The sequence below is a fragment of the Nocardia africana NBRC 100379 genome, assembly GCF_001612635.1.
In the GTDB taxonomy this organism is placed as follows: Bacteria; Actinomycetota; Actinomycetes; order Mycobacteriales; family Mycobacteriaceae; genus Nocardia; species Nocardia africana.
Genome location: NZ_BDAV01000007.1, coordinates 408,443 through 429,759, shown reverse-complemented (window position 1 = coordinate 429,759; position 21,317 = coordinate 408,443). Strand labels below are relative to the sequence as shown.

The 21,317-nt window shown below is 69.3% G+C and carries 23 protein-coding genes and 1 pseudogene; 10 read left to right on the top strand and 14 right to left on the bottom strand.

Features of this window, described 5'->3' with window-relative positions; all coding sequences use genetic code 11:
• Positions 1-51: 51 nt before the first annotated feature.
• Complete coding sequence (locus NA3_RS13765) at positions 52-408, top strand: hypothetical protein (protein ID WP_128145336.1); 357 nt, start codon at positions 52-54, stop codon at positions 406-408.
• Positions 409-437: 29 nt separating this feature from the next.
• Here NA3_RS13765 and NA3_RS13760 read toward each other — a convergent pair whose 3' ends face one another.
• The 3 genes from NA3_RS13760 to NA3_RS13750 all read right to left on the bottom strand — a co-directional run bounded on the left by NA3_RS13760 (position 438) and on the right by NA3_RS13750 (position 4,318).
• Positions 438-1,976, bottom strand: a complete 1,539-nt coding sequence (locus NA3_RS13760) for an acyl-CoA synthetase (RefSeq protein WP_062963961.1) — start codon at positions 1,974-1,976, stop codon at positions 438-440.
• A gap of 82 nt (positions 1,977-2,058) precedes the next feature.
• Positions 2,059-3,129 carry an alcohol dehydrogenase catalytic domain-containing protein gene (locus tag NA3_RS13755; RefSeq protein WP_062963960.1) on the bottom strand — a complete coding sequence of 357 codons (1,071 nt, stop codon included), beginning with the start codon at positions 3,127-3,129 and terminating at the stop codon, positions 2,059-2,061.
• Between the two features lie 4 nt (positions 3,130-3,133).
• Complete coding sequence (locus tag NA3_RS13750; protein ID WP_084491546.1) at positions 3,134-4,318, bottom strand: LLM class flavin-dependent oxidoreductase; 1,185 nt, start codon at positions 4,316-4,318, stop codon at positions 3,134-3,136.
• Between the two features lie 200 nt (positions 4,319-4,518).
• Here NA3_RS13750 and NA3_RS13745 point away from each other — a divergent pair, with 200 nt between their 5' ends.
• The 5 genes and pseudogenes from NA3_RS13745 to NA3_RS13725 all read left to right on the top strand — a co-directional run.
• Entirely contained in the window at positions 4,519-5,163 is a 645-nt protein-coding gene (locus NA3_RS13745; protein ID WP_062963958.1) for a TetR/AcrR family transcriptional regulator, read from the top strand.
• Between the two features lie 122 nt (positions 5,164-5,285).
• A complete protein-coding gene (locus NA3_RS13740; protein ID WP_062963957.1) occupies positions 5,286-5,597 on the top strand; it encodes a carboxymuconolactone decarboxylase family protein in 312 nt (103 codons plus the stop codon).
• Entirely contained in the window at positions 5,597-6,178 is a 582-nt protein-coding gene (locus NA3_RS13735; RefSeq protein ID WP_062963956.1) for a carboxymuconolactone decarboxylase family protein, read from the top strand. Before NA3_RS13740 ends, NA3_RS13735 begins: the two co-directional genes overlap by 1 nt.
• A gap of 189 nt (positions 6,179-6,367) precedes the next feature.
• Entirely contained in the window at positions 6,368-7,903 is a 1,536-nt protein-coding gene (locus NA3_RS13730; protein WP_062963955.1) for an aldehyde dehydrogenase family protein, read from the top strand.
• 170 nt (positions 7,904-8,073) lie between these two features.
• Positions 8,074-8,346 (top strand): annotated as a pseudogene (locus tag NA3_RS13725) (GNAT family N-acetyltransferase); the annotation flags it as partial.
• Positions 8,347-8,436: 90 nt separating this feature from the next.
• Here NA3_RS13725 and NA3_RS37665 read toward each other — a convergent pair.
• A complete protein-coding gene (locus NA3_RS37665; protein WP_167354987.1) occupies positions 8,437-8,919 on the bottom strand; it encodes an LppP/LprE family lipoprotein in 483 nt (160 codons plus the stop codon).
• Positions 8,920-9,259: 340 nt separating this feature from the next.
• Between NA3_RS37665 and NA3_RS13715 the strand changes: the two genes are divergently transcribed.
• Positions 9,260-9,565: a response regulator transcription factor gene (locus tag NA3_RS13715; protein ID WP_308189500.1), complete on the top strand. Its 306-nt coding sequence runs from the start codon at positions 9,260-9,262 to the stop codon at positions 9,563-9,565.
• Positions 9,566-9,573: 8 nt separating this feature from the next.
• Here the strand turns inward: NA3_RS13715 and NA3_RS13710 are convergent, their stop codons facing one another.
• Genes NA3_RS13710 through NA3_RS13700 form a run of 3 tightly spaced genes read right to left on the bottom strand, consistent with a single transcriptional unit; the run spans position 9,574 to position 12,470 of the window.
• Entirely contained in the window at positions 9,574-10,617 is a 1,044-nt protein-coding gene (locus NA3_RS13710; RefSeq protein WP_062963952.1) for a DUF8320 family protein, read from the bottom strand.
• Positions 10,614-11,741 carry a sensor histidine kinase gene (locus NA3_RS13705; protein WP_084491524.1) on the bottom strand — a complete coding sequence of 376 codons (1,128 nt, stop codon included), beginning with the start codon at positions 11,739-11,741 and terminating at the stop codon, positions 10,614-10,616. Before NA3_RS13705 ends, NA3_RS13710 begins: the two co-directional genes overlap by 4 nt.
• 60 nt (positions 11,742-11,801) lie before the next feature.
• Positions 11,802-12,470 (bottom strand): response regulator transcription factor, encoded by a 669-nt coding sequence (locus tag NA3_RS13700; RefSeq protein ID WP_062963951.1) that lies wholly within the window; start codon positions 12,468-12,470, stop codon positions 11,802-11,804.
• Between the two features lie 233 nt (positions 12,471-12,703).
• On the opposite strand from NA3_RS13700, the gene NA3_RS13695 reads away from it, so the two are divergent.
• A complete protein-coding gene (locus NA3_RS13695) occupies positions 12,704-13,096 on the top strand; it encodes a hypothetical protein (protein ID WP_062963950.1) in 393 nt (130 codons plus the stop codon).
• 16 nt (positions 13,097-13,112) lie between these two features.
• Here the strand turns inward: NA3_RS13695 and NA3_RS13690 are convergent, their stop codons facing one another.
• The 5 genes from NA3_RS13690 to NA3_RS13670 form a co-directional block, all read right to left on the bottom strand.
• The gene (locus NA3_RS13690) at positions 13,113-14,336 is read right to left on the bottom strand and encodes an FAD-dependent oxidoreductase (protein WP_062963949.1); all 1,224 of its coding nucleotides are present in this window, start codon (positions 14,334-14,336) and stop codon (positions 13,113-13,115) included.
• A gap of 12 nt (positions 14,337-14,348) precedes the next feature.
• Positions 14,349-15,002: a maleylpyruvate isomerase family mycothiol-dependent enzyme gene (locus tag NA3_RS36885; RefSeq protein WP_227995096.1), complete on the bottom strand. Its 654-nt coding sequence runs from the start codon at positions 15,000-15,002 to the stop codon at positions 14,349-14,351.
• Positions 14,972-15,802, bottom strand: coding sequence for a fumarylacetoacetate hydrolase family protein (locus NA3_RS36880; RefSeq protein ID WP_062963948.1), 831 nt, complete (start codon positions 15,800-15,802; stop codon positions 14,972-14,974). Before NA3_RS36880 ends, NA3_RS36885 begins: the two co-directional genes overlap by 31 nt.
• The gene (locus tag NA3_RS13675) at positions 15,799-16,956 is read right to left on the bottom strand and encodes a cupin domain-containing protein (protein WP_062963947.1); all 1,158 of its coding nucleotides are present in this window, start codon (positions 16,954-16,956) and stop codon (positions 15,799-15,801) included. Before NA3_RS13675 ends, NA3_RS36880 begins: the two co-directional genes overlap by 4 nt.
• 88 nt (positions 16,957-17,044) lie before the next feature.
• On the bottom strand, positions 17,045-18,253 hold the full coding sequence (locus NA3_RS13670; protein WP_062964047.1) for an erythromycin esterase family protein: 1,209 nt from the start codon (positions 18,251-18,253) through the stop codon (positions 17,045-17,047).
• Positions 18,254-18,367: 114 nt separating this feature from the next.
• Here NA3_RS13670 and NA3_RS13665 point away from each other — a divergent pair, with 114 nt between their 5' ends.
• On the top strand, positions 18,368-19,063 hold the full coding sequence (locus NA3_RS13665; protein ID WP_062964046.1) for a MerR family transcriptional regulator: 696 nt from the start codon (positions 18,368-18,370) through the stop codon (positions 19,061-19,063).
• 88 nt (positions 19,064-19,151) lie between these two features.
• Positions 19,152-19,622 (top strand): hypothetical protein, encoded by a 471-nt coding sequence (locus tag NA3_RS13660; protein ID WP_062963946.1) that lies wholly within the window; start codon positions 19,152-19,154, stop codon positions 19,620-19,622.
• A gap of 87 nt (positions 19,623-19,709) precedes the next feature.
• On the opposite strand, the gene NA3_RS13655 is transcribed toward NA3_RS13660, so the two are convergent.
• Entirely contained in the window at positions 19,710-20,045 is a 336-nt protein-coding gene (locus tag NA3_RS13655) for a hypothetical protein (protein ID WP_062963945.1), read from the bottom strand.
• A gap of 436 nt (positions 20,046-20,481) precedes the next feature.
• Positions 20,482-21,315, bottom strand: coding sequence for an MSCRAMM family protein (locus NA3_RS38585; protein ID WP_227995458.1), 834 nt, complete (start codon positions 21,313-21,315; stop codon positions 20,482-20,484).
• Positions 21,316-21,317: the final 2 nt, after the last annotated feature.

The window sequence follows — 21,317 nt, the reverse complement described above, 5'->3', positions numbered from 1 at the left end:
GCGAGGTCAGGTATGGGGTTCGGGGACGGCGATCCGGCGGGGGAGCCGCGGGTGAACGGGGTGACCCTGTGGGCGGTGGTGCTGTGGGGTGCGCTGACGGCCGTGCTCACCGCACCGGTTGCCGCGGCGCTGGTGGCGAGCGTCTATCGGTTCCCGATTCCCTTCGGCGTGTACGCCGAAGGAGTGCGCGAGGCGGTGAACGCCGCGCTGGCCGCCGTGTTCTATCTCGTGACGGGCGGCGGCATGCTGCTGGCCGTGCTCGGTGGTGCGGCGGGGTTGCTGATCGTGCGCGCGCCCGGCCGGCGGCTGGGGCGTTCGCTGGCGCTCACCTTCGCGGCGGGGTTCGGGCTGGCGGTCGTCGGCGCGTTCGCGCTGGCCCTGCTCGATCATGTCATCGGACCGTGGTGACCGAGCTCCGTGGTGACCGCCGGGGCCGATCACTCGGCTGCCGTAATCGGTTCGCGCAGTTCACGTTTGAGTAGCTTTCCGCTCTGGTTGCGGGGCAGCGACTCGGCGAAGCGGATACGCTTGGGCACCTTGAACGGTGCGATCAGCTCCTTGACGTGCGCGATCAGCGCATCGGCCGTCGTCTCACGGCCCTCGTGCAGGACCACGACGGCGGTGACGGCCTCGATCCACTTCTCGTCCGGGGTGCCGATGACCGCGACCTCGGCGACGGCGGGATGGGTGTAGAGGGCGTCTTCCACCTCGCGGGAGGCGACGAGGATACCGCCGGTGTTGATGACGTCCTTGATCCGGTCGACGACGGTGATGTAGCCGTCGGCATCCCGCGTCACCAGGTCGCCGGAGTGGAACCAGCCGTCGCGGAACGCCTCGGCGGTCGCTCCGGGATTGTCCCAGTACCCACGGCACAGCTGTGGTGAGCGGTAGAGGACCTCACCCGGCTCGCCGGGGCCGACATCGTTGCCGTCGGTGTCGACCACGCGGGTTTCCACGAAGAACACCGGCCGCCCGCACGACGACGGCCGTTCGGCGTGTGCCTCCGGGCGTAGCACCGTGGCCAGCGGCCCGATCTCCGATTGTCCGAAACAGTTGTAGAAGCCCAGCTCGGGATAGCGTTCCCGCAGCCGGTTCAGCACGGTCACCGGCATGATCGAGGCACCGTACTGGGCCTTGCGCAGCGAGGAGAGGTCGCGGCGGTCGAGGTCGGGGTGGTTCGACAGCGGCACCCAGACGGTCGGGGCGAGGAACAGTGAACCGATGCGGTCCTGTTCGACCCGGCGCAGAATCTCCGGGATGTCCGGGGTGGCCATGAGGTGCACGGTCGCGCCGACCGACAGATAGGGCAGCATGAACACGTGCATGCCCGCCGAGTGGTACAGCGGCATGGCGATGAGCGGATTGTCGTCCGCGTGCAGGTCCAGCGCGATCACCGATGAGACGTATTCGAAGACGAGCGCCTCGTGAGTCATCATGGCGCCCTTGGGTTTCGACGTCGTGCCCGAGGTGTAGAGCAGTTGGGCGAGGTCGGTGGCGCAGGCCCGGGAAGAGCAATCGGAGACCTCGCCCGCCGCGTCGGCGACGGCCCGCAGCGAGCCGTCGGCGTCCCGCAGCGGGACGACGTACTCGACCGCGGTGAGATCGCCGCGCACCTGGTCGAGCGTGCCGATCAGGGCGGGGTCGGCCAGGACGGCCCGCGCGCCCGACTGCGAGACGAGATAACTCAGCTCCCCGCCCTTCAGGGCGTAGTTCACCGGTACGTGCACCAGGCCCGCCCGGGCGCAGGCGAGGAAGCCGATCACGTACGCGTCGGAATTGGTGCCGTAGGCGGCGACCCGATCGCCCGCGGTCAAGCCGAGGTCGAGCAGATGGGCCGCCGCCCGGGTGACCGCGGCGTCGAGTTCCCGGTAGGTGTAGGCCCGGCCTTCGAATGTCAGCGCGGTGCGGCCGGGAACCTTCGCCGCCGAACGGTGCAGCACGCCGTCGATGGTGTGCGTGCGGGGATCGAGACTCATAGGCGCCAGATTATCGGACGTCCAACTAGTTTGTCGGGGAATTCGCGAGGCCGGTGCATCCCCGCCATTCGTCCCCGCCGCATCACCGGCGCTCCGGCAGGACGAGGATCTTCACGTGCTCGTCGGGTGCGCGCAGGGCGGTGAACGCGTCGGCCACCCCGTCGAGTCCCACGCGGCCGGTGATGATCGCCTCGGCGTCGATCTCCCCGGACGCCAGGCGCCGCAGCGTGATGTCGTAGGCGTCCTCGTAGGGTCCGTGCCCGAAGTTGACCGCGATGCGTCGGAACTGGCCCACCACCGGAACGATGGTCTCGGTCGCGAATCCCGCGGCCAGTACCTGGATGCGCGAATCGAACGGCAACTGGTGCAGGAGGGTGTCGAGCATGCCCGGCCGGCCGCTGCATTCGTAGGCGATCAGGGTACCCGTGGCACCCGGATCGACCAGCGAACCACGCTCCGCGGCAAGCGAACTCCACACCTGCACCGGATCTTGTTCGGCGGGGTCGACGGCGGCGTCCGCGCCCACGGCGAGCGCCAGCGCGCGGCGCTTGGGTGACGGTTCGGAGGCGACGATCACACCCGCGCCGTGTGCCTTGGCGGCGATGATCGCTCCCAGTCCGATGGCGCCGCAACCGATGACGAGCGCGGAATCACCGGCCCGCAAACCGGATTGCTGCACGTGCATCTCGCCGACGTGCAGCGGTTCGGCCAGCGTGGCATGCTCGAGCGGCAGCCCGTCGGGGACGCGCCGGACCCAGACGCTGTCCACCACGATGTATTCGCCGAACGCGCCGTGATAGTCGTTGGAATAGCCGATGATCGTCGGGATGCCGGTCGCGGCCTCGGTGGCCAGCCCGATGCCCGCCACCCGGTCGCCCACCGCGAAATCCGTGACGCCCGAGCCCGTTTCGACGATCGTTCCGGCGTATTCGTGTCCCAGCACCACCGGTCGTTCGATGTCGAAGGTGGCCAGCGGATAACCGCTGTCTGCGGCGACCTGGACGAACCGCCGGGCGTCCTTGGCCATCGACAGGTCGCTGCCGCAGATCCCGCATGCGGCGACCGCGATACGGACCTGGCCCGCGCCGGGAGCCGGTGGATCGGGGACCTCGGTGACAGCGAATTCCCCGTCGAGATATCCCACGGCACGCATCGATTCACGCTCCTGTCGCGGCGGTGTCGCCGTAGTAGTCGGTGTGGGCCTTGGTGATCGCGGTGACCAGTCCGCCGATCAGGCGCTCGCGGTGGTCCTCGGCGTACTGCAGACTCGCCTCGCGGCCCAGGTTGCGGCGGCGGAAGTGCGGAATCACCTCCGAGGCGAACAGTTCGTAGCTGCGTTTGGTGTCCTCCCAGTCGGCCATGTCGACATGCAGGATCAGCAGGGTGCCGAATCCGCCGGTCTTGTCCAGGAGCCTGTCGATCTGGGCGATCGCCTCGTCCGGTGTCCCGATGACGGCCTGGCCGAATTCGCCGAGGCTGTCGTTGCGCCAGTGGTCGATGATCCCGCTGCCGGATTCGGCCCAGTCGGGTCGCCGGCCGGTCTGGCGGTTCACATACGCCGCCATCGATCCGATCCGGCGCGAGACGGCGCGCTCGGCGTCGGCGCGGGTTTCGGCGAGGAACATCGGATTGACCAGCCGCCATCGCGATCGGTCCGCGCTGTGGCCGTGTTCCGCGCACACCTTCTCGTAGATCCCCCAATTGCGGTCCAGCACATCGAATCCCGCGGGTGAGCCGGCGGCGAGCGACAGCAGGGACAGGCCGTGGGTGCCGGCGAGCACCGAGCCGTTGGGGGAGACGGTGGAGGCCGTGGCGATCTCGATTCCGGCCGGATCATAGGTGGGAAGCTGTGCCCGCGCGTCGCGCAGGGTGAACCAATCGGTGGACATGGTCACCACGTCGCCGCGCAGCAGCGCCAGGATCGCCTCGAGCGCCTCGCCCTGGCGCCTGCGCTGGCAGGAGGGGTCGATGCCCATCATGTGCGCGTCGAGCGGGATCTTGCCCGGCCCGGTGCCGAAGATCAGCCGACCTCGGGTCTGCAGATCGAGCTGGGTGATGCGGTCGACGGTGACCAGCGGGTGATGGTAGGGCAGTGACACCACCCCGGTGCCGAAGCGCAGCCGCTGCGTCCGTTCGGCCGCGGCCGCGATGAAAACGTCGGGCGCGGGCACGATTTCGGCGCCGGTCGAATGATGCTCACCCATCCATGCCTCGTCGAATCCGAGATGGTCCAGGTGTTCCATCAGATCGATGTCGCGGCGCAGCTGCAGGGCGGGATCGGCGTTCAGGGGGTGGTACGGGGCGAGGAAGGCCCCGAATCGCAAGGATTCGGACGGGTGCACGGAGTCTCCTTCGAACGGCGCGTCTGTGATCTGTTTCACCGCGCTGTGTCCTGCTTAACATGGATCAGTTGATCCAAAAGTTTCCGGTCTCGGTGACCGAGACGACGCGAGAATTTCTGCACCGCAATACTTTCCATACGCGTATGCGATAAAGTTCCTCGGCAGATCAGATCGACCGAACCAGTACGGAGGGTGATCCCGTGACGGCTCCCGCGCCCAACCGCCAGGGCAACGCGACGCGTAGCCGGCTCGTCAAGACGGCCGAGCGCCTGTTCGCCGCGCACGGGGTGGACGCGGTGTCGGTGCGTGCGGTGAACGCGGCCGCCGGTCTGGGACCGGCGTCGGTCAACTATCACTTCGGCACCAAGGACGATCTGATCGCGGCGGTGCTGCTGGATCTCGGCGCCGCGGTGCGCGACAGCATCCGCGCCCATGCCGGCCGGCTCGCCGCGCGTGCCGAGGCGCCGACCACCGAGGAGCTGGTGCGCGCCGTCACCGAGCCCTACCGCGATCTGCTACTGCGACACCGCACTCGCGGTATGCGGTGGGTCAAAATCGTCACTCAGGTCTCGGCGCGCGATCATCCCGCCCTGCGCGTGGTGGAGGAGAACCTGCGCGAGCAGCTCCACGTTCAGGTGCGCCGCACCTTCCCCGATGCCGATCCCGCACGGCTGGAATCGCGCTGGGCCATCGCCCTGATGGGATTTCTGCAAGCGCTCGCCCGGGCGTCGGACTGGCACGCCCATCCCGATCCGCTGCCCACCGACGTGCTGATCGCCTTCTACGAGGATCAGGTCGCCTTTCTCGCCGGAGGTCTCGACCGCCTGCTCCGCGAGACGACCTGATACCAGTGCCTCTTTCGCCGGTAGAGCATGCGAACCGGCGTCCGGGGCGTACATTCGTGTCCGTGGCGCCTGCCCGTCACGGCTCGCGCCCATCGCACGGGAACCGGCTGTGAGGAGGCGAGATGGCGCAGGACACGCGCGCGATATTCCGCGCCCTGGTGGAGCGGATTCGCGACGGCGACGGCAGTACCCCGCGGGAGCAGCGTGCGCAAGCCTTCGCCAACGCCGGGCCACCTCCGCTGCGTGAACTCGTCGACAAGGTCGCGACCCGGCCGACCGAGGTGACCGATGCCGACTTCGCGGCCGCGCGGGCATCGGGATTCGGCGAGGACGAGATCGTCGAACTGGTGATCGCCGCCGCGGTCGGGCAATCCGCACGCCAGTACGACGCCGGACTCGCGGCGCTGGCCGAAGCGACCCGGGAGCGTGGCTGATGCGACCGGATATTTTGAACCGCGGCTATCGGCCCGGAACCAAACTCCTGTTCACGGCCATCCGAGTGTTCTCCGGACAGCCGCTGCCCGATGCGGCGAAGCTGGTGTTCTATCGCCCGGAGTTCTACGGTGCGCGAGCGAAGGCGTTCACCCACGCGGCGATGCGCGGCCCCTCCGAGTGGTCGGTCGCCGACCGGGAGTTGATGGCGGCGTACGTGTCGAAGGTCAACGCTTCCGCGTTCTGCATCGGCGCCCACAGCGCGACCGCGGGGCGCGCGTACGCCGACGAGGCGAAAGTCCGTGCGGTGCTGGACGATCCGGAATCCGCGCGGATCGATGCGGGCCTGCGCGAGACGCTGCTGCTCCTGGGCGCGCTGACCCGCGACGGAGAGGTCACCGCCGACGACGTCCGCAAGGTCCTGTCGGCCGGAGTGTCCCCCCGACAGGTCGAGGACGCTTTGGCCGTCTGCGCCGCCTTCAACACGACCAACCGGCTCGCCGACGCCTTCGGATTCGACGTACTGAATCCGGACGGATTCGACGCGGGGGCGAAATTCCTGCTGAAGCGAGGCTACAAGTAGCCTCCGCGGGCGGTCCGCGGGTGCCGGTTCGGCGGAAAATCTAGAACAAGTTCTCGCAATGGGTAGACAGTTTTGGTAAGTTGTCTACTAGTTCACGAGGCGTGTCCGCCGTGCGTCGATTCGTTGCGACACACCTTGTGTCACAACCGACATCGCATTGGAACGCCAGCTCCGACCGAGGGGAAGACCATGGCCATCGTCCACCCACTGCCGACGACCGAGGGCGACCGGCGCACGCTGGCGCTGGACAGTCCGGTGGATCGCCGGCGCATCGGCGAACTCGAGGTGGACACCACCGCCGAGGTGCAGAGCGCGGTCGCGCGTGCCCGTGCCGCGCAGCCCGCGTGGGCCGCCCGCAGCATCGCCGAGCGTGCCGAGATCCTGCGTGCCGCCGTCGGTGTGATCGTCGCCCGGCGCGCGGAGATCGCCGAGACCATCCGCACCGAGACCGGTAAGCCGGAGGCCGAGGCGCTCGGCGTCGAGATCGTGCCCGCCTGCGACTTCCTCAACTACTGGACCGGGCGCGCCCGGCGCGATCTGCGCTCGCACCGGCAGCGGCTGCACGGGTATCTCAAACCGCTGAAGAAGCTGTACATGCAGTATCAGCCGCTCGGCGTGATCGGTGTCGTGACACCGTGGAACGCGCCGTTCGTGCTGTCGCTCAATCCGGTGGTGCAGGCGCTGGTCGCCGGCAACACCGTGGTGTTCAAACCGTCCGAGGTGACGCCGCGCTCGGGTGAATGGGTGGCGCGGGTGCTGCACGAGGCGGGGGTGCCGGAGGATGTCGTGCAGGTGCTGCACGGCGACGGCGAAACCGGTGCGGCACTGGTCGATTCGGATATCGACAAGGTGTGTTTCACCGGCAGCGTCGGCACCGGTCGCAAGATCGCGGCCGCCTGCGCGACCCGGTTGCTGCCGTGCACCCTGGAACTGGGCGGCAAGGACGCCATGATCGTCTGCGCGGACGCCGATCTCGAGCGGGCCGCCGCCGGCGCGGTGTATCTGTCGATGTTCAACACCGGCCAGGTCTGCATGAGCGTGGAGCGCATCTATGTGGTCGACAGCGTCGCGGACGAATTCATCCGCCTGGTCACCGAGAAGGCGGCGGCGGTCACCTACGGTCCCGGCGACACCGATATGGGCCCGCTGTTCTGGGATCGCCAGCGCGACATCGTGATCCGGCACATCGACGACGCGAAGGCCAAGGGCGCCGACATCGTGGTGGGCGGCGCGGCCGACACCGGCGACGGCCTGTACTTCCAGCCCACCGTCGTCGTCGGCGTGCACCACGACATGGACTTGATGACCGAGGAGACGTTCGGTCCGGTCACCGCCATCATGCGGGTCCGGGACGAGGACGAGGCCATCCGGCTGGCCAACGACTGCAAATACGGGCTGAGCGGTTCGGTGTTCACCAAGGACGCCGCGAAGGCCCGGCGCATCGCGGCCCAGCTCACCACCGGTTCCGTCGTGCACAACGACGCGGCCGTCATCTACGGTGTGCCCGAGGCGCCCTTCGGCGGGCGCAAGGACAGCGGCGTCGGCCAGGTCAACGGCCCGGGTGCGCTGCGCGGCTTCACCCACGCCCAGCCGGTCCTGATCGACCGCTGGCAGCCCAAGGGGGAAAGCATCTGGTACCCCTACTCGGAGAAGACCATTCGCAACCTCGACGGTCTCATCCGCTACGGGTTCGGCAACAAGATCATGCGCAAACTGCTGTCCTGACCGCCGCCCTCACGCCGTGCCCGGGCCGGGCAGCAGGGCGAGCGGATTGTGGACCAGCGCTCGCTCGTCAGCGGTGCGGTGCGCGGTGTACATGGTTGTGCCGGTGTCGGTGCCGGTCAGCGGGACGATGCGCGCCGAGGCCGGCGCCGTGAAGGTCGCGCTGCGCGGCGCGGGGCGGGCAGGTGCTGATCGCGCGCGACGGTGACGACCGCGTCGGGTGCGTCGCCCTCGTCGCGGAGGATCCGGGCGTTTTCGAGATCTCGAAGATGGCGGTCGCGCCGCGGGTGCGTGGCCGGGGCATCGGCCGCCTGCTGCTGAACGCCGCCATCGACCACGCGCGCGCATGCGGCGCGACCTCGCTGTTCCTGGCGAGCAACGGCCGCCTGGCCGACGCCGTGCACCTGTACGAATCGGTGGGATTCGTCCACGTGCCGCCGGAGTAGCTGCGGCCCATTCCCTACGATCGCGCCGATGTCTTCATGAAATTCGATCTGGCGGAACAGGTTTCGTCCGTCTGAACCCGCTCGGGGCGATCAGTTGACCGGTGGACGCCCCTGTGTGTCCACGCCCGAGCCGTTCCAATGGAACGACACCGTCGTCTCGGTCCCGTCGGGGCAGGCGTTGCAGCTGCCGGGCGTCTTGTAGGTCAGGACGACGGTGTCTTCGGTACCGGCCGCGGTGTCGATCGTGGTGAATGCCTGGGCTTTCGGTGTGGCGGTGCCGACGTAGTCGCCCCGGTGGAACAGCAGGGCGTGCTCCGGTGAGCTCGCGGTGGCGCCCTGAACCGTCACCACCACGACCGACAGTGTCGAACACCGGTTGTAGGTGCCGCGCAGTGCGGGCGGGTTGTCGTTCCACGCCCAGGTGAGACCGCCTCCGGCGTCGTACGGCGGCAGGGTGGTGACGGCACGGCGGACTTCCGGCGCCGCGAGGTCGGTCGCGCAGTCCGCCGAACCGGACGTCGTGACGGGGGAGGCGGTTTCCTGCGTGGTGCGGCCGATCCGTGTCGGCGACACGACCGCGGATGTAGCGGAACTCGCAGGGGCGGAAGCATTGTCGGGTCCGTCCCCGCAGCCGGTCGGAGCGACCAGAACCACGCCCGCCATCATCGGCAGACAGGCCCTCCGGAGTTGCCGGCGCGGAAAGTGAGAGGCGGCGGAGCGTTGTGCAGCGACGGTCATCTGTCGAGTGTGGCGGACGGACCCGATGAGTCCCTTCGTTTTCCGAGCGAACGGTGACCCCAGTTCTCGGGTCAAGCAACTGGAACCTGCCGGGCGGCCCGGCAACTGCGTAGCGTTCGACACAGTCGCCGGGGGAATGGCGACGCCGTCGGCTTCTGCAGAACAGGAAGACATCGTGTCCGAATTGTCGCCGGTCCCAGCCTGTCTCGCCCCCGCGATCGCCGATCGCGCAGCGCCCGCGGCTGCGCCGCAACCACGGCCTCAGCTCAGTGCCAGGGAAGTGGAAGTACTGCTCGCGTGGATCCTCGGTGAGACCAAGGGCGAGGTCTGCCGCGCACTGTTCATCGCACCCGGAACGGTCAACACGCACCTCGCCCGGATCCGGGAGAAGTACCGCGCGGCCGGTCGGCCGGCGCCGACGAAGGCCGCGCTCCTGGCGCGTGCGCTGCAGGACGGGTATCTGAACCTCGATGACATCTGAGGCCGCGGTTACGGATCGGACCGAGTCGCGGGGAGCACCGGGGTTCCGATTTCGATCCGCCGGATACCGGAACGGGGATCGTTGACCACGATGGTGGCCACAATCGCCCTGTGCGGCGGCAGAATTCGAACGTGAGCCGTCCCGGCGGCCGCCGTGGCCAATTCCGCGGCGACGGTGCCGAGCACCCGCCGGCGGGTGGCGGCAGACAGATCGTCGAGGCCGTGGTCGTCGATCAGGACGACGTCGACGCCCCGCATCCGTGCGTCGCGTGCCGCCGTCGTGACCGGTTCGGTGGCGAGAACGGGGGCTCGCAGCGTATCGCGCAGATGCGCCTCGATCAGCCGGCAGTCGTGGCGGGTGCGCTCATCGAGCGGCTGCGGGCCGGCGATTCGTTCCAGAACGGGGCGGACCATATCGTCCAGGCGCCGGATCTGGTCTCGTCGTTCATCGAGTGCGGCGGCCGCGGCCGCTTCGGAGCCCACCTGCCGCGTCGACTCCTCCCGCAGCCGGAAAATGGCCCGAGCCGCCGGGCGCAACGTGTAGGCGAAGAAGGTCGCCATCATCAGCGGACCCAGATTGATCACCGAGATCGCCACGCCGTGACCGAAACCCTGCCCGCTCTGCCACGACCACACGGCCGAGGTGGCGATCATCGACAGCAATCCGGCCCACGCGGCTCCCGTGCGCCCGCGCACGCACATGAACGTCGCGGTCACGGTCCCGCATCCGAACGACCACAGTTGCGCGACCGAGGTCGGCGGTATCGGCAGGTTGAACAGCGTCAGCGCCGCAGTGGCCGGAATCGAGAGGGCCAGTGCGGCGGTGGCGGGCAGGGGCAGCGGATCGGGCCGGATGCGCAGCAGTGCCGCGGTGGCCGCGGCGGTGACGGCCAAGCCGGCCAGCACCGGCCACAGGTGCCGGGTCTGTTGGGCGGTCGAAAGGCTCAGTGCCGCTTCCGAAGTCAAGTAGAAGGCCGCGATCGCCCAGGCCGGCCGGGTGTCCATGCCGAGCAGGGTGCGAGCATCGCGCACCGGACCGGTGGCGGCGCTCATCGCCGGTCCGCCTGCCAGGACAGGCGAATCCGGGTGCCCGCGCCCGGACGACTGCGCACCTCGACGTCACCACCCGGCAGGCGGCGCACCCGCTCCACGATGCTGACGGCCAGCCCGAGGCGGTGGGCCGGGACCCTCGCCGGATCGAATCCGCGGCCGTCGTCGGCCACGGCGACCTCGATCCGCCCGTCGGCGAATCGCAGACTCACCGTGCGCGCGGCGTGTGCTCCGGCGTGAACGACGCTGTTGCGCACGGCTTCCGCGACGGCGGCGCCCAGGACCTGGATCGGTTCGGCGGGGAAGAAGCGGTCGCCGGTGGCCGGGGCCTCGCTGACCGTGACCGGCAGCCGGTCGTCGACGTCGGCGACCGCGGTGCGCATGTGCGCCGCGGCCGTCGACGCCGTAAAGCCGTGCGCGCCTTCGCAACCCACGTCGTCGAGCTTGGCCAGCGCCAGTTCGGCCTGGTGGCGCACCTCCGACCGCTGCGTCCCCCGCGCGGCCGCCAGCAACGTCGACATCACCCAGTCGTGCAGCAGTGCGTTGAAGCGGGCGCGTTGCACCGTGCGCGCGGTGGCTGCCGCGGCGGCGGCCGCGGCCTCGTGGGCTTCGGTCCTGGTCGCGTCCAGAATCCGTCCGGTGCGCATCGCCATCAGCCCGGCCGCGACGAACAGCAGGCAGAAGCTGATCGCGAACATCAGGTCCGGGACGAAGCGGCCGTTGTGTCCGGGAGCCCGGCAGAAATGGTTGACGATCTGGACCGGAACCACCGCCGCGAGCAGAACGGCCACCGTCCGGCCTGCCGGCCAGACCAGTGCCGCGGACAGTCCCGCCAGCCCGGGAATGGTGGAGATCCACGCGTCGGCGCGCAACAGTTCGCCCTTCCATGCCACGGGCCACAGGACGGCCGCGACCACGAAACCCAGCGCGGTGACGGCGGCGCTCACGCGGACCCACCGGAGGTCGGGATGAAACGACAACAGACCCATCGCTATCGGCGGGCCGTAGACGATGCCCACCGCGAGCACGGTCCACCAGAGGGCCAGGTCGTCGGCCTGACTCGTGATGGTCGCGGCCATCAGGAACAGATAGGCCACGTAACCGGAGGAGAGGAAGCGGGCGAACAACCGGGTGATGCGGTCCTCGGCCGGGCCCGCGAATCGCCCCGGCGTGACCGGCGTCCCGGTCTACCGGCGTCGACGTGGTATCGGCAGCCACCCGTCCTCCAGAGCGCGTTTGAACAGTTCGGTTTTGGTGCGCGAGGGCCGCCCCGCCTCGGCGTATTTCTGCCGGATCCGGGCCAGATACGCGTTGACCGTGTCTTCGGTGAGGCCGGTGAGCCGCGCGACTCGGGCCGCCGATTCTCCGGAGGCGTACAGGGCCAGGACGTCACGCTGGCGGGGGCTGAGCGTGACTGTGGCGAAGTTCTCGTCGGAGTCGATGGCGACCGCCCACTCCGTGGTAGGCACCTGGCGGCCGGTCGCGGCGTCGCGCACCGCGGCGGCGACCACCTCGTCGCGTTCGGACTTCCGCACGACGCCGAGAACGCCGGCCCGGGCGGCCGCGCGCACCAGGAACGGTTCGTCGCCGGAGGTGAATACGAGGGTTTCGATGCCGGCGGCCCGCAGTTGCTCGATATTGGTGGCGGGGGAGGACCCGTCGGGCAGTCTCAGATCGAGGACGACCAGTGCCAGATCCGCGGTGACGGAAAGCAATTCCGATACCGATGCGGCCGTGGCCGCGATGGTCACGGGCTCGCCGGCGAGTATCTGGCGCAGGCCGGCGATGGTGACATGATGATCCTCGACGACGCCGATGCGGTACGTGTCCCCGGCCGCGACATTCTCCCGCACCATGCCCCCTCCTGTTGCCGACCCGTGCCACGCCGGTCCCGGCGCGCGAATCCGCCGACGAGTGATGATTGTTATTCACTCCGCAGGGGTAATTCATTACGTCCGGCCGCTCGAGCCTTCACGGACAATGGTTCGATCGTCGTGCGAAACGCCGAATGACGGCCTCACCGCGGCGAGGCAGACTGAGCGGTATGGGATGGCAGCGCCCCAGGTTCGAGGAAGGAGGCGTGGTTGTCGTGACGGAAGAACCGCGCCATGCACCCACGGTGACGGTGGATTTCGATGATTTCGCCGAGCTGATCCTCGCCGTGCACACGGTGGTCACCGATGTGCCGCGCCGGCTGCGCCGCCGGCACGACAACGTCGTCGACATCGTCGCGGCGACGGTCAGCGATATCCGGCCCACGGACGCGGGGCGCCGCCATCGCCTGCTCCGCACCCCGGCAGCGGCCTTCTCGGTCACCCAGCGCGGGGAAACGATCGACGTCGTCGTGGAGCGCGGCGACACCGTCGCCTGCGCCAGCTTCTTCGATCAAACGCCCACGGCTCACACGGATTTCGCCGCATGGCTCGCCGAACACACCCACGACGCCCTCCGGGACCGCCACGTCCGTTCGGTCCTGTCCTGAGCATTCCGGTGCCGGCTCACGTGGCGAGCGGGATGGGGGTGAACATGGCGGGTTCGTCCTCCGGGAAGAGGGCGGTGGGTCCGTAGATCCAGTCGGTGAACGAATAGTCGTCGGTCGCGCGGGCGCGCAGCAGGGTATTGCGCTGTTCCCGGCGCAGACCGTCGAGATGCCACAGTTCGCCCCAGGCGCGGGCCGTGAGCACGACGCGGCGGCAGTGTTCGGGCCGAACCGCCTGATAGGCGGCCAGCGCGCCGTGCCACTCGACGGCTCCGCCGCCGCGTCGCCGGCGCGCGTGTTCGGCGAGAACCCAGCCGTCCTCGATCGCCATGATCGCGCCCTGGGCCATGTACTGCAGCGGTGGGTGGGCGGCGTCGCCGAGGAGAGCGATCCGGCCGTCGACCCAGGTGTCGATCGGATCGCGGTCGTACATGCGCCACCACTTGTCGCGCCACAAGTGCGGCAGGCGTCCCCGGACGAAGTCGCAGGTGCCGGCGAAGGCGTCGTCGAGTTCGTCGGGAGTACCCCAGTCCGCGAGTCCGGCCAGCGCCTTGGGGGATTCGAAGACCGCGACCTGATTGAGCAGATCACCGCCGCGCAAACCGTAGTGAACGAAATGGCACCGCGGGCCGACGTACACCACGACCTCGGACAGATCGACCGGGCGATCGACCGACGTGATCGGCACGGTCCCGCGATAGGCGACATACGCCGAGGAGACCGGTTGATCGTCGGCGAACCGCTGCCGGGCCAGCGAATGCAGCCCGTCCGCCGCGATCACGACCGAACCCGCGTAAACGTTTCCGGAATCCGTTGTAGCGGTGGCCTTCTCGACGTCCTGCGCGTAGCCGGTGACCCGTTGCTCGGTGAGTAGTTCGACACCCGCGTCACGGCAGGCGTCGAGGAACAGGGCATGCAGGTCGCTGCGATGGATGACCAGGTACGGGAATCCGTACCGCCGTTCGAGGTCGCGCAGGTCCAGTGCGGTGAGTTCGCCGGCGTCGACCGCGTCGCGCATCACCATGCGGTCGGGGACGACGCCACGCGCCGCCGCCTGTTCCAGCAGTCCGTACTCGGCGAGGATGCGGGTGCAGTTCGGGGCGAGCTGAATGCCGGCGCCCACCTCGCCGAACTGCTCCGCCTGCTCCAGGACCCGAACCCGCAGGCCGAGGCGGGAGAGGGCGAAAGCGGTGCTCAGCCCACCGATTCCGCCGCCGACGACCACGACATCAGAGGTGCTCATACTGCAGCTTCCTTACAACCAGGGGCCGAGGCCGGGGACATCGGCGAGCGAGTGGGAACGACCGGCCAGGTAGGCGGCGACCTCGGGAAGGGGACCGCGCGGCACCGCGTCGAGTCCGCGCCTGGCGCGGATGTCGGCGACGAGTGCGGCCAGGAACTCGTCGGGCAGGTCGGCGAAGGTGGCGCCCGTGCCGAGATCGACGGCATGGACACACACTTCCCGCGCCCGCAGCCACGGAATCTCGGTGGCCGGGACGGTCCGCCCCTGCGCGGTGACGACCTCACGGCGCCAATCGTCGTCGCTCAGGGACTCCATGGCCACCGACAGCGCGCGCACCGACGCGTTCAGCCAGGTCACCAGCTCGTCCGCCGAGCGGGTCGCACCCGTTTCGATATCGGAATCACGCTGGCGCGCAGAGGAATACATCGGTGTGCGATCGCCGGTGCGGGCCCAGTGCACCAGATTGCCGAGCGCGTCCGCGTTCGCGGCGACGTGGGCGACGAGATGTTTGCGGGTCCATCCGGGCAGCAGGCTCGGCGCCGCCATCGACTCCTCGTCGAGCAGGGCCACCTGCGTGCCGAACAGGCCGGTTCCGTGCTCGGCCCACCTCAGTGCGTCCGCATGGGCTCGCCCGGTCACGATGCCGTCACGACCGTGTTGGTGCACGCCCCCAGCCCCTCGATCCGGGTGACCACGGTTTCCCCGCCCGCGAGATAGACCTTCGGATCCCGGGCGTGCCCGACGCCGGCCGGTGTTCCGGTCGCGATCATGTCGCCCGGATTCAGGCGGATGATCGTCGAGACGTAGCGCACGAGGTGGACCGGATCGAACAGGAGGGTGCCGGTGTCGTCGCACTGTACGACGTTCCCGTCGACGATGGTCTCGACCCGCAGTGCGGGCCGGACGCCGCCGACCTCGTCCGGCGTCACCACATACGGGCCGACGGGTGTGACGGAATCCCAGATCTTGCCCTGGGTCCATTCGACGGTCCGGAACTGCCAGTCCCGCACGGAGATATCGTTCATGACGGTGAAACCCGCGATGGCGTCCGCGGCCTGCTGCTCGGTGGCCCGGCGGACCGGTGTGCCGACGACGACCACCAATTCGACCTCCCAGTCCAGGGCATCGGTTTCGGCGGGTTTCACGATGGGATCGCCCGGGCCGATGAGCGAGTCGGCGAATTTCGGGAAAAGAGTGGGGTAGCTGGGCATGTCGCGGCCCATCTCCCGAATGTGGTTGGTGTAGTTGTGCCCGACGCAGATCACCTTCGACGGATTCGGCACGACCGGGGCGAAGTCGGCTCCCGCCGCCGGCCAGGTCTGCCCGGTGGCCGCGGCGGCGACCGTGGCCCAGTCGTCGCGTGCGAACAGCGCGCCGAGGTCGTCGTAGCCGAGGTCGACCAGACGGTCGCCGTCGAGGCGGACCGCGCGGGTGCCGCCGTCGACGCGGAGGGTGGCGAGTTTCATCGGACGGTCTCCTGACGGTCGAGGTGCAGTGCTTCGAAGACGGGCGCGTCCGAGAACCGGAAGAGATCGAGGGCGCCGGAGTCGGAATCGGTGCGGCCGGATTCGGAGGTGGCGGAAAACGATTCCCACGACGGGACGACGAACAGGTCGCCGCGGGTCACCGTCCATGTCGTGTCGCCGACGGTGACCGTGCCCGAGCCGTCGAAGACCTGGTACACCGACGACCCGGTCTCGCGAACCGGTGCGGTACGGGCGTTGCGGGCGATCCGGTGGAATTCGGCCCGTATCGTCGGCAGGACGTCGGAGCCGTTGTGCGGGTCGACGAATCGGACGGCGGCGTGGCCGGGTTCGACGGTGCCGCCGTACCCCTCCCGCTCCAGCTGCAACTGATCGGTGAGGGCGGCGTCGGTGTGCTCCCACTTGTAGGCGAGCAGTGGCGAACCGGGTGCGACCTCACCGACCGACAGCGGCCGCAATCCGGGATGACCCCACAGTCGTTCCGAGCGTGAGCGATGCGGCGTGATCCGTTCGGCCGCATCGATATCCGCGCGTCCGAACTCGAAGAACTGCGCCTCGGTCAGGTACTGGAAGGGGATGTCGAGCCCGTCGATCCACGCCATGGGCGCCGTGCTCGTGTTGTGGTGGGCATGCCAGTTCCAGCCCGCCTGCGGCAGGAAATCGCCGCGGCGCATCGGAACCGCGTCGCCGACCGCCCGCTCACCACTGCCGCCGACCACGGTCCACACACCCGAGCCTTCGACCACGAAGCGGAACGCGTGCTGGGTGTGGCGATGTTCGGGCGCGTCCTCGCCCGGCATCAGGTATTGGATCGCCGCCCACAACGTCGGTGTGGCGAACGGGCTGCCCCCCAGGGCCGGATTCGCCAGGGCGATCGCGCGTCGCTCCCCGCCGCGGCCGACGGGGACGATGTCGCCCGCCTCGGCCGCGAGCCGCAGCAGTCGCTCCCAGCGCCACAGATGCGGCACCGCCCGCGAGCGCGGGTGGACGGGCATCAGATCGCCGATCTCGGTCCACAGCGGCACCAGCAGCTCCTGTTCGAAACCGCGGTACAGCTGCTCGAGCGCGGGCGTCACATCCGGTTGGTCCGGCGCCGCGACCGCCCGCAAGCGGACGGGGGTGTCAGTCGTGCTCATAGCGCCTACAGTGACGCGTGCCGCCGCTGCAGAACACACAATTCTGCTCAGCAGAACCTCGGGGGTGCTGCCCGACCCGAAGGTGCCGTTACCAGTACCGGACCTGCTTTCCGTCGGTGTCGGTGATGAAGACGGTGGCGTCGGCGGTGTCGAGATCTGCCCGGCGCAGCGGGATGTGGCCGAGGACGATCGGTTCACCCGTGGCAAGGGCCGGGGACAGGTGCGTGCGCAATTCGCTTGTGGGAAACAGGGTTCGGTGCGTCGTGGCCTGAGCCAGCACGCCCTGGAGGGTGGCCGGATCGGTGGCGGGGGCGCCGTCGGTCGTCACGACCGTGTAGCGGGCTCCGAGGGTGAGGGCGACGAGGGCCCCGGCTCCGCCCCAGCCGGGCGCGTCCTCACCGGGGGAGTGCGCGCGCTGGAGATGGGCGTTGTGCGCGAAGACGAGAGTCGGCCCACGATGCCGCTCCCGCTCGACGATCGCCAGCAGATTCTCGGCCATCATCTCGGCGCGCAGGCTCAGCAGATCGCCGAGGCGATCGGTGGCCGGGGTCGCCATGGCCGCGTGATAACGCAGCAGGCCCCGGGCGGTGCGCGCATGATCGGCCGCCCGGTCGTAGCCCGCCGGATCGGCCGGCCGCAGGCTCGGACCCGCGCGGTGCAGTGCGCTGGCGAGGTCGTCGGCGACGATGCGCAGGGCGCGGGCACGGTCGGAATTGCCCACGGAGGCAGCCGGATCGAACATGGCGGCCTCGTTCGTCCAGTCGGCATCCGCACCGGCCAGGGCGTCGAGTTCCGCTGCCGACTCCGGCCGCAGCGCCGCGGGCAGAAAGCCGGCGACCGCGGTCAGCGCGTGGCGCGGACTCGGTGCGGCGGAGATCTCCACCGGTGCGTCGAAGCCGTAGCAGTGCACGCGATCTCCCGGCGGCAGGCCGATGTTGTAGGCGCGCAGCCATTCGACGAGTTCGCGATTGCCCGGTACACGGCCGAAACCGTGGCTGAACCCGGTGGCGAGGACCTCGTCGAGATCCGCGGTGGCGCCGCACACGTAGTCGTCGACGCGGGTGGCGGCGAACAGATCGATCTCCAGCGCGATCGACCGGAATCCCCGTTGCACGAGGTGGGCCAGAATATCGTTGCGCAGCAACGGGAATGCCGCGATTCCGTGCGTCGGCTCGCCGAGGCCGAGCAGGGCCGGAGGTTCCGGGCACGCGGCGAGCAGTTCGTCGAGGGCGCGGCCCAGGCTCACCCGGTCGTCGAGTGGGCGGCCGAGGGCACGCAGGGCGGTGGCAGTGGACATGGATACCCCTTTCCGGCAGCAACTGCCTTCGACACTATCGTTGAAGGTTCGAGTGAAACTTCGGTCGAATCGAACTGGGAAAAGACTCGGAAAAGTCTCAAACGGAGGTGCACCCTGCGACCCGTCGATCTCGCCCGCGGACACGGATTGTCCGCCCAGGCGATCCGCAATTACGACGAGGCGGGCATCCTGCCGCCGGCCGAGCGCACCGAGACCGGGTATCGCCGCTACACCACGCGACACGCACTGGCGCTGCACGCCTTCCTCGCCCTGCGCGCCGGGCACGGACATCGGCAGGCCGCGGAGATCATGCGCGCGATCCATCGCGACGACCGCGAATCGGCCTACCGGCTCATCGACGCCGCACATGTCGCGCTGCTTACCGAACGCGGCACTCGCACCGACGTCGCCGCGGCCTTGAGCGACCTGTCCACCGCGCCCGCACCGGTTCCCGGCCCGCCCCTGACCGTCGGCGAACTCGCGCGCCGGATCGGGGTGCATCCGGCTACGTTGCGTACGTGGGAAACTCACGGCATCCTGCGCCCGGAACGCGACCGCGTGACGGGCTATCGCTGCTACAGCCCGGACTGTGTGCGCGACGCCGACATCGCCAGGCAATTGCGCCGCGGCGGTTACCTGCTGCCGCAGGTCGCGCAGTTCCTGGAGTCGTTGCGCGAGGCGGGCGGCGCGCAGGCGCTGAGTGCATTTCTCGACGCGTGGCAGGAGCGCCTGATCACTCGCAGCCGCAACCTGCTGGCCGGCGCCGCCCGGCTCGACGAGTACCTGACGCAGCTGGACTCCGACCGGTGACGGCCGGCAGAGCCGGGCGGGCACGTAATGGGTTGTGGCGGTGGGCCGATGGGTATGTCAGGGACATCATCACACCGTAGGAGGCAGCGTGAAACGATGGATCGTGCGTACGTTGGCGACGGCCGGTGCGGCAGCGCCGCTCGCATTCGGCGGCGTGGCCGGCGCCGACACGCCCGGGCCGGTGTACTTTTCCGCCGGGAGTCTGAACTGCTCGATCGCCGACGACGGCAGCGTGGGATGTGACCTCGCCACGCCGACGTGGATGTCCATCCAGCTCAGCGGCAACGTCTCGGTGCCGGTGCCCTTCCCGGTCCGCGAGGTCGTCATCGACGTGCCGTGGGCGCCCGCGCATCCCGGATTCGATGCGGGAACTCCGCACACCCTGCCCGGCGGCAACCCCGACATCTCGACCTACGGTCAGAGCGCCGGCTCCGGGCCGACCGCCGGTCCCGCCGTCTCACACGCCGGGTCGACGTGTGCGGTCGGCTTCCACGGCAGCTTCTCGTGTGATGCGAAGGGCCACCACTTCTTCTACTACGAGGCGATCACCGGCAGCTGACCTCGCCGGCGGCAACCCGTCGCGCAATTCGCCCGCACGTCGATCGACGGATCCGGACGAATTGCGCGACAGGCTTTTCCGGGCCGCTCACGTACCGTTCAATTCGGTCAGTTCATCGCCGACCCATCGCGCATAGGTGTGCTCGGGCGTGACCGTGACGACGTCGGTGATCGCGAGCAGGTCGGCGGGGATCACCCGATCGGCGAAGTGGTCGAGGCTCGGCACGACGACGGCCTCGGCGTCGAGTCGCACCACCGCGTCGATCAGCTGCTGGATCGGGTCGCAGGTGCGGTTGCTCAATGCCACGGTCTTACATAGGTTGTAGCCCAAACGCCCTGCGAGCCAGCGTATTTGGGACTCGTCCCAATGCTGGTGCCGTCGCGAGACATCTCTGCGTAGATATCCGAGGGCAAGGAAGGTCATGTCGGTCCATCCTCGAGTCGACTGCACGCGGGCGAACTCGTCGGCCAGGATGCTTCACTCTCAGCATCTTTCTGGCAAACTCCAGCTTAACGGCGTTTTTCGTGCCGTGACAACCAGCGGCCGGACGGTGGGCACGTCGGTGTCCGGTCGAGTTTGCTGACGCGGACACCGTTGTGTGCAGGTAGCGGCCGTTTTTTGGGGCTTCGGACGGCACGCCGAAGCCGAAGGGGGACAGGCGTTCAGGGCACTTTCATCGCCGCAGTATGCCCTCAGCTCCGCGGCGTCGCCGCGGGTGGGAAGTGACTGTGCCGCGCCGCGTCAGCGTCGCTCCAGCTAGGCGCCTGGCGAAAGAGCCTGCGATATCGGACTTTTGCGTGGCCCCAGCACCACGCTGTGCTGGAGCCACGCGCAGGCCGACGGTGTCGGCCGGTCTCGGTCAGTCCCGGTCGTACGCCGGTTCCGACGGGTCCGGTTCGGCGGCCTCGCTGCCGGAGGGCAGGTCGTAGCCGAGCCGCACGTCGTGTTCGACCGCGCCGCCGGCCACCTCGACCCGGCCCTCACGCGGCGGATAGCCGCGAACCACCACGGTGTGAGTGCCCTCGGTCAGATCGGTCACGGTGTAGCGGCCCTCGCCGTCGGTGCGGGCGGTGCCGAGTACGGCGCCGGTCTCGTCGAGGACCGTGACCAGGGCGTCGGGTACCGCGCGGTCGCCGGCGCGGACCGAGCCGGTGAGCACCGCCAGCGGGGTCAGTTCCACATCGTGGTGCACCACGCCGCTGTCGGGCACGGTCAGGGTCAGGGCGGCCGGGCGCAGATGTGCGGCCACCGCGACCAGCGTGTAGGTACCGCCGACGACACCCGAGCACAGATATCCGCCGTCGGCGTCGGTGACCGCGGCGCCGACGACCTGTCCACGCAGATCGGTGAGGGTAACCGTCGCGTCGGCCACGGCCCGGCCCGCCGCCCGGACGAAACCGGACACCTCGCCCGAACCGTGCAGCGTCACGTCGAGGCGTTGCGGCCGTCCGTCGGCCGAGACGGTGACCGCGGTCGGCTGCTGCCCGCGGGCCGACACGATCAGCACGTAGCTGCCGGGAGCCGGCGGATCGATCACGTACCCGCCCTGCGGGTCACCGGTGGCGCGCGAGACCTGATGTCCCTGCTGATCGATCAGCGTCAGCGCCACGCCGTCGAGTGGCCGACCGTCGGTCCGCAGCACGCGTCCGGTGATCGAACGCTCCGAGCGTGCGGGCGGAGCCGCCGCGGGCATCA

Bases quoted from the DNA above. Each gene is read 5' to 3' on its own strand.
- NA3_RS13655 (WP_062963945.1), bottom strand. From the start codon at position 20,045: ATGACCTTCCTTGCCCTCGGATATCTACGCAGAGATGTCTCGCGACGG.
- NA3_RS13690 (WP_062963949.1), bottom strand. From the start codon at position 14,336: ATGAGCACCTCTGATGTCGTGGTCGTCGGCGGCGGAATCGGTGGGCTG.
- NA3_RS13670 (WP_062964047.1), bottom strand. From the start codon at position 18,253: ATGTCCACTGCCACCGCCCTGCGTGCCCTCGGCCGCCCACTCGACGAC.
- NA3_RS13675 (WP_062963947.1), bottom strand. From the start codon at position 16,956: ATGAGCACGACTGACACCCCCGTCCGCTTGCGGGCGGTCGCGGCGCCG.
- NA3_RS13730 (WP_062963955.1), top strand. From the start codon at position 6,368: ATGGCCATCGTCCACCCACTGCCGACGACCGAGGGCGACCGGCGCACG.
- NA3_RS36880 (WP_062963948.1), bottom strand. From the start codon at position 15,802: ATGAAACTCGCCACCCTCCGCGTCGACGGCGGCACCCGCGCGGTCCGC.
- NA3_RS13700 (WP_062963951.1), bottom strand. From the start codon at position 12,470: ATGGTGCGGGAGAATGTCGCGGCCGGGGACACGTACCGCATCGGCGTC.
- NA3_RS13735 (WP_062963956.1), top strand. From the start codon at position 5,597: ATGCGACCGGATATTTTGAACCGCGGCTATCGGCCCGGAACCAAACTC.
- NA3_RS13710 (WP_062963952.1), bottom strand. From the start codon at position 10,617: ATGAGCGCCGCCACCGGTCCGGTGCGCGATGCTCGCACCCTGCTCGGC.
- NA3_RS13740 (WP_062963957.1), top strand. From the start codon at position 5,286: ATGGCGCAGGACACGCGCGCGATATTCCGCGCCCTGGTGGAGCGGATT.
- NA3_RS13760 (WP_062963961.1), bottom strand. From the start codon at position 1,976: ATGAGTCTCGATCCCCGCACGCACACCATCGACGGCGTGCTGCACCGT.
- NA3_RS38585 (WP_227995458.1), bottom strand. From the start codon at position 21,315: ATGCCCGCGGCGGCTCCGCCCGCACGCTCGGAGCGTTCGATCACCGGA.
- NA3_RS13755 (WP_062963960.1), bottom strand. From the start codon at position 3,129: ATGCGTGCCGTGGGATATCTCGACGGGGAATTCGCTGTCACCGAGGTC.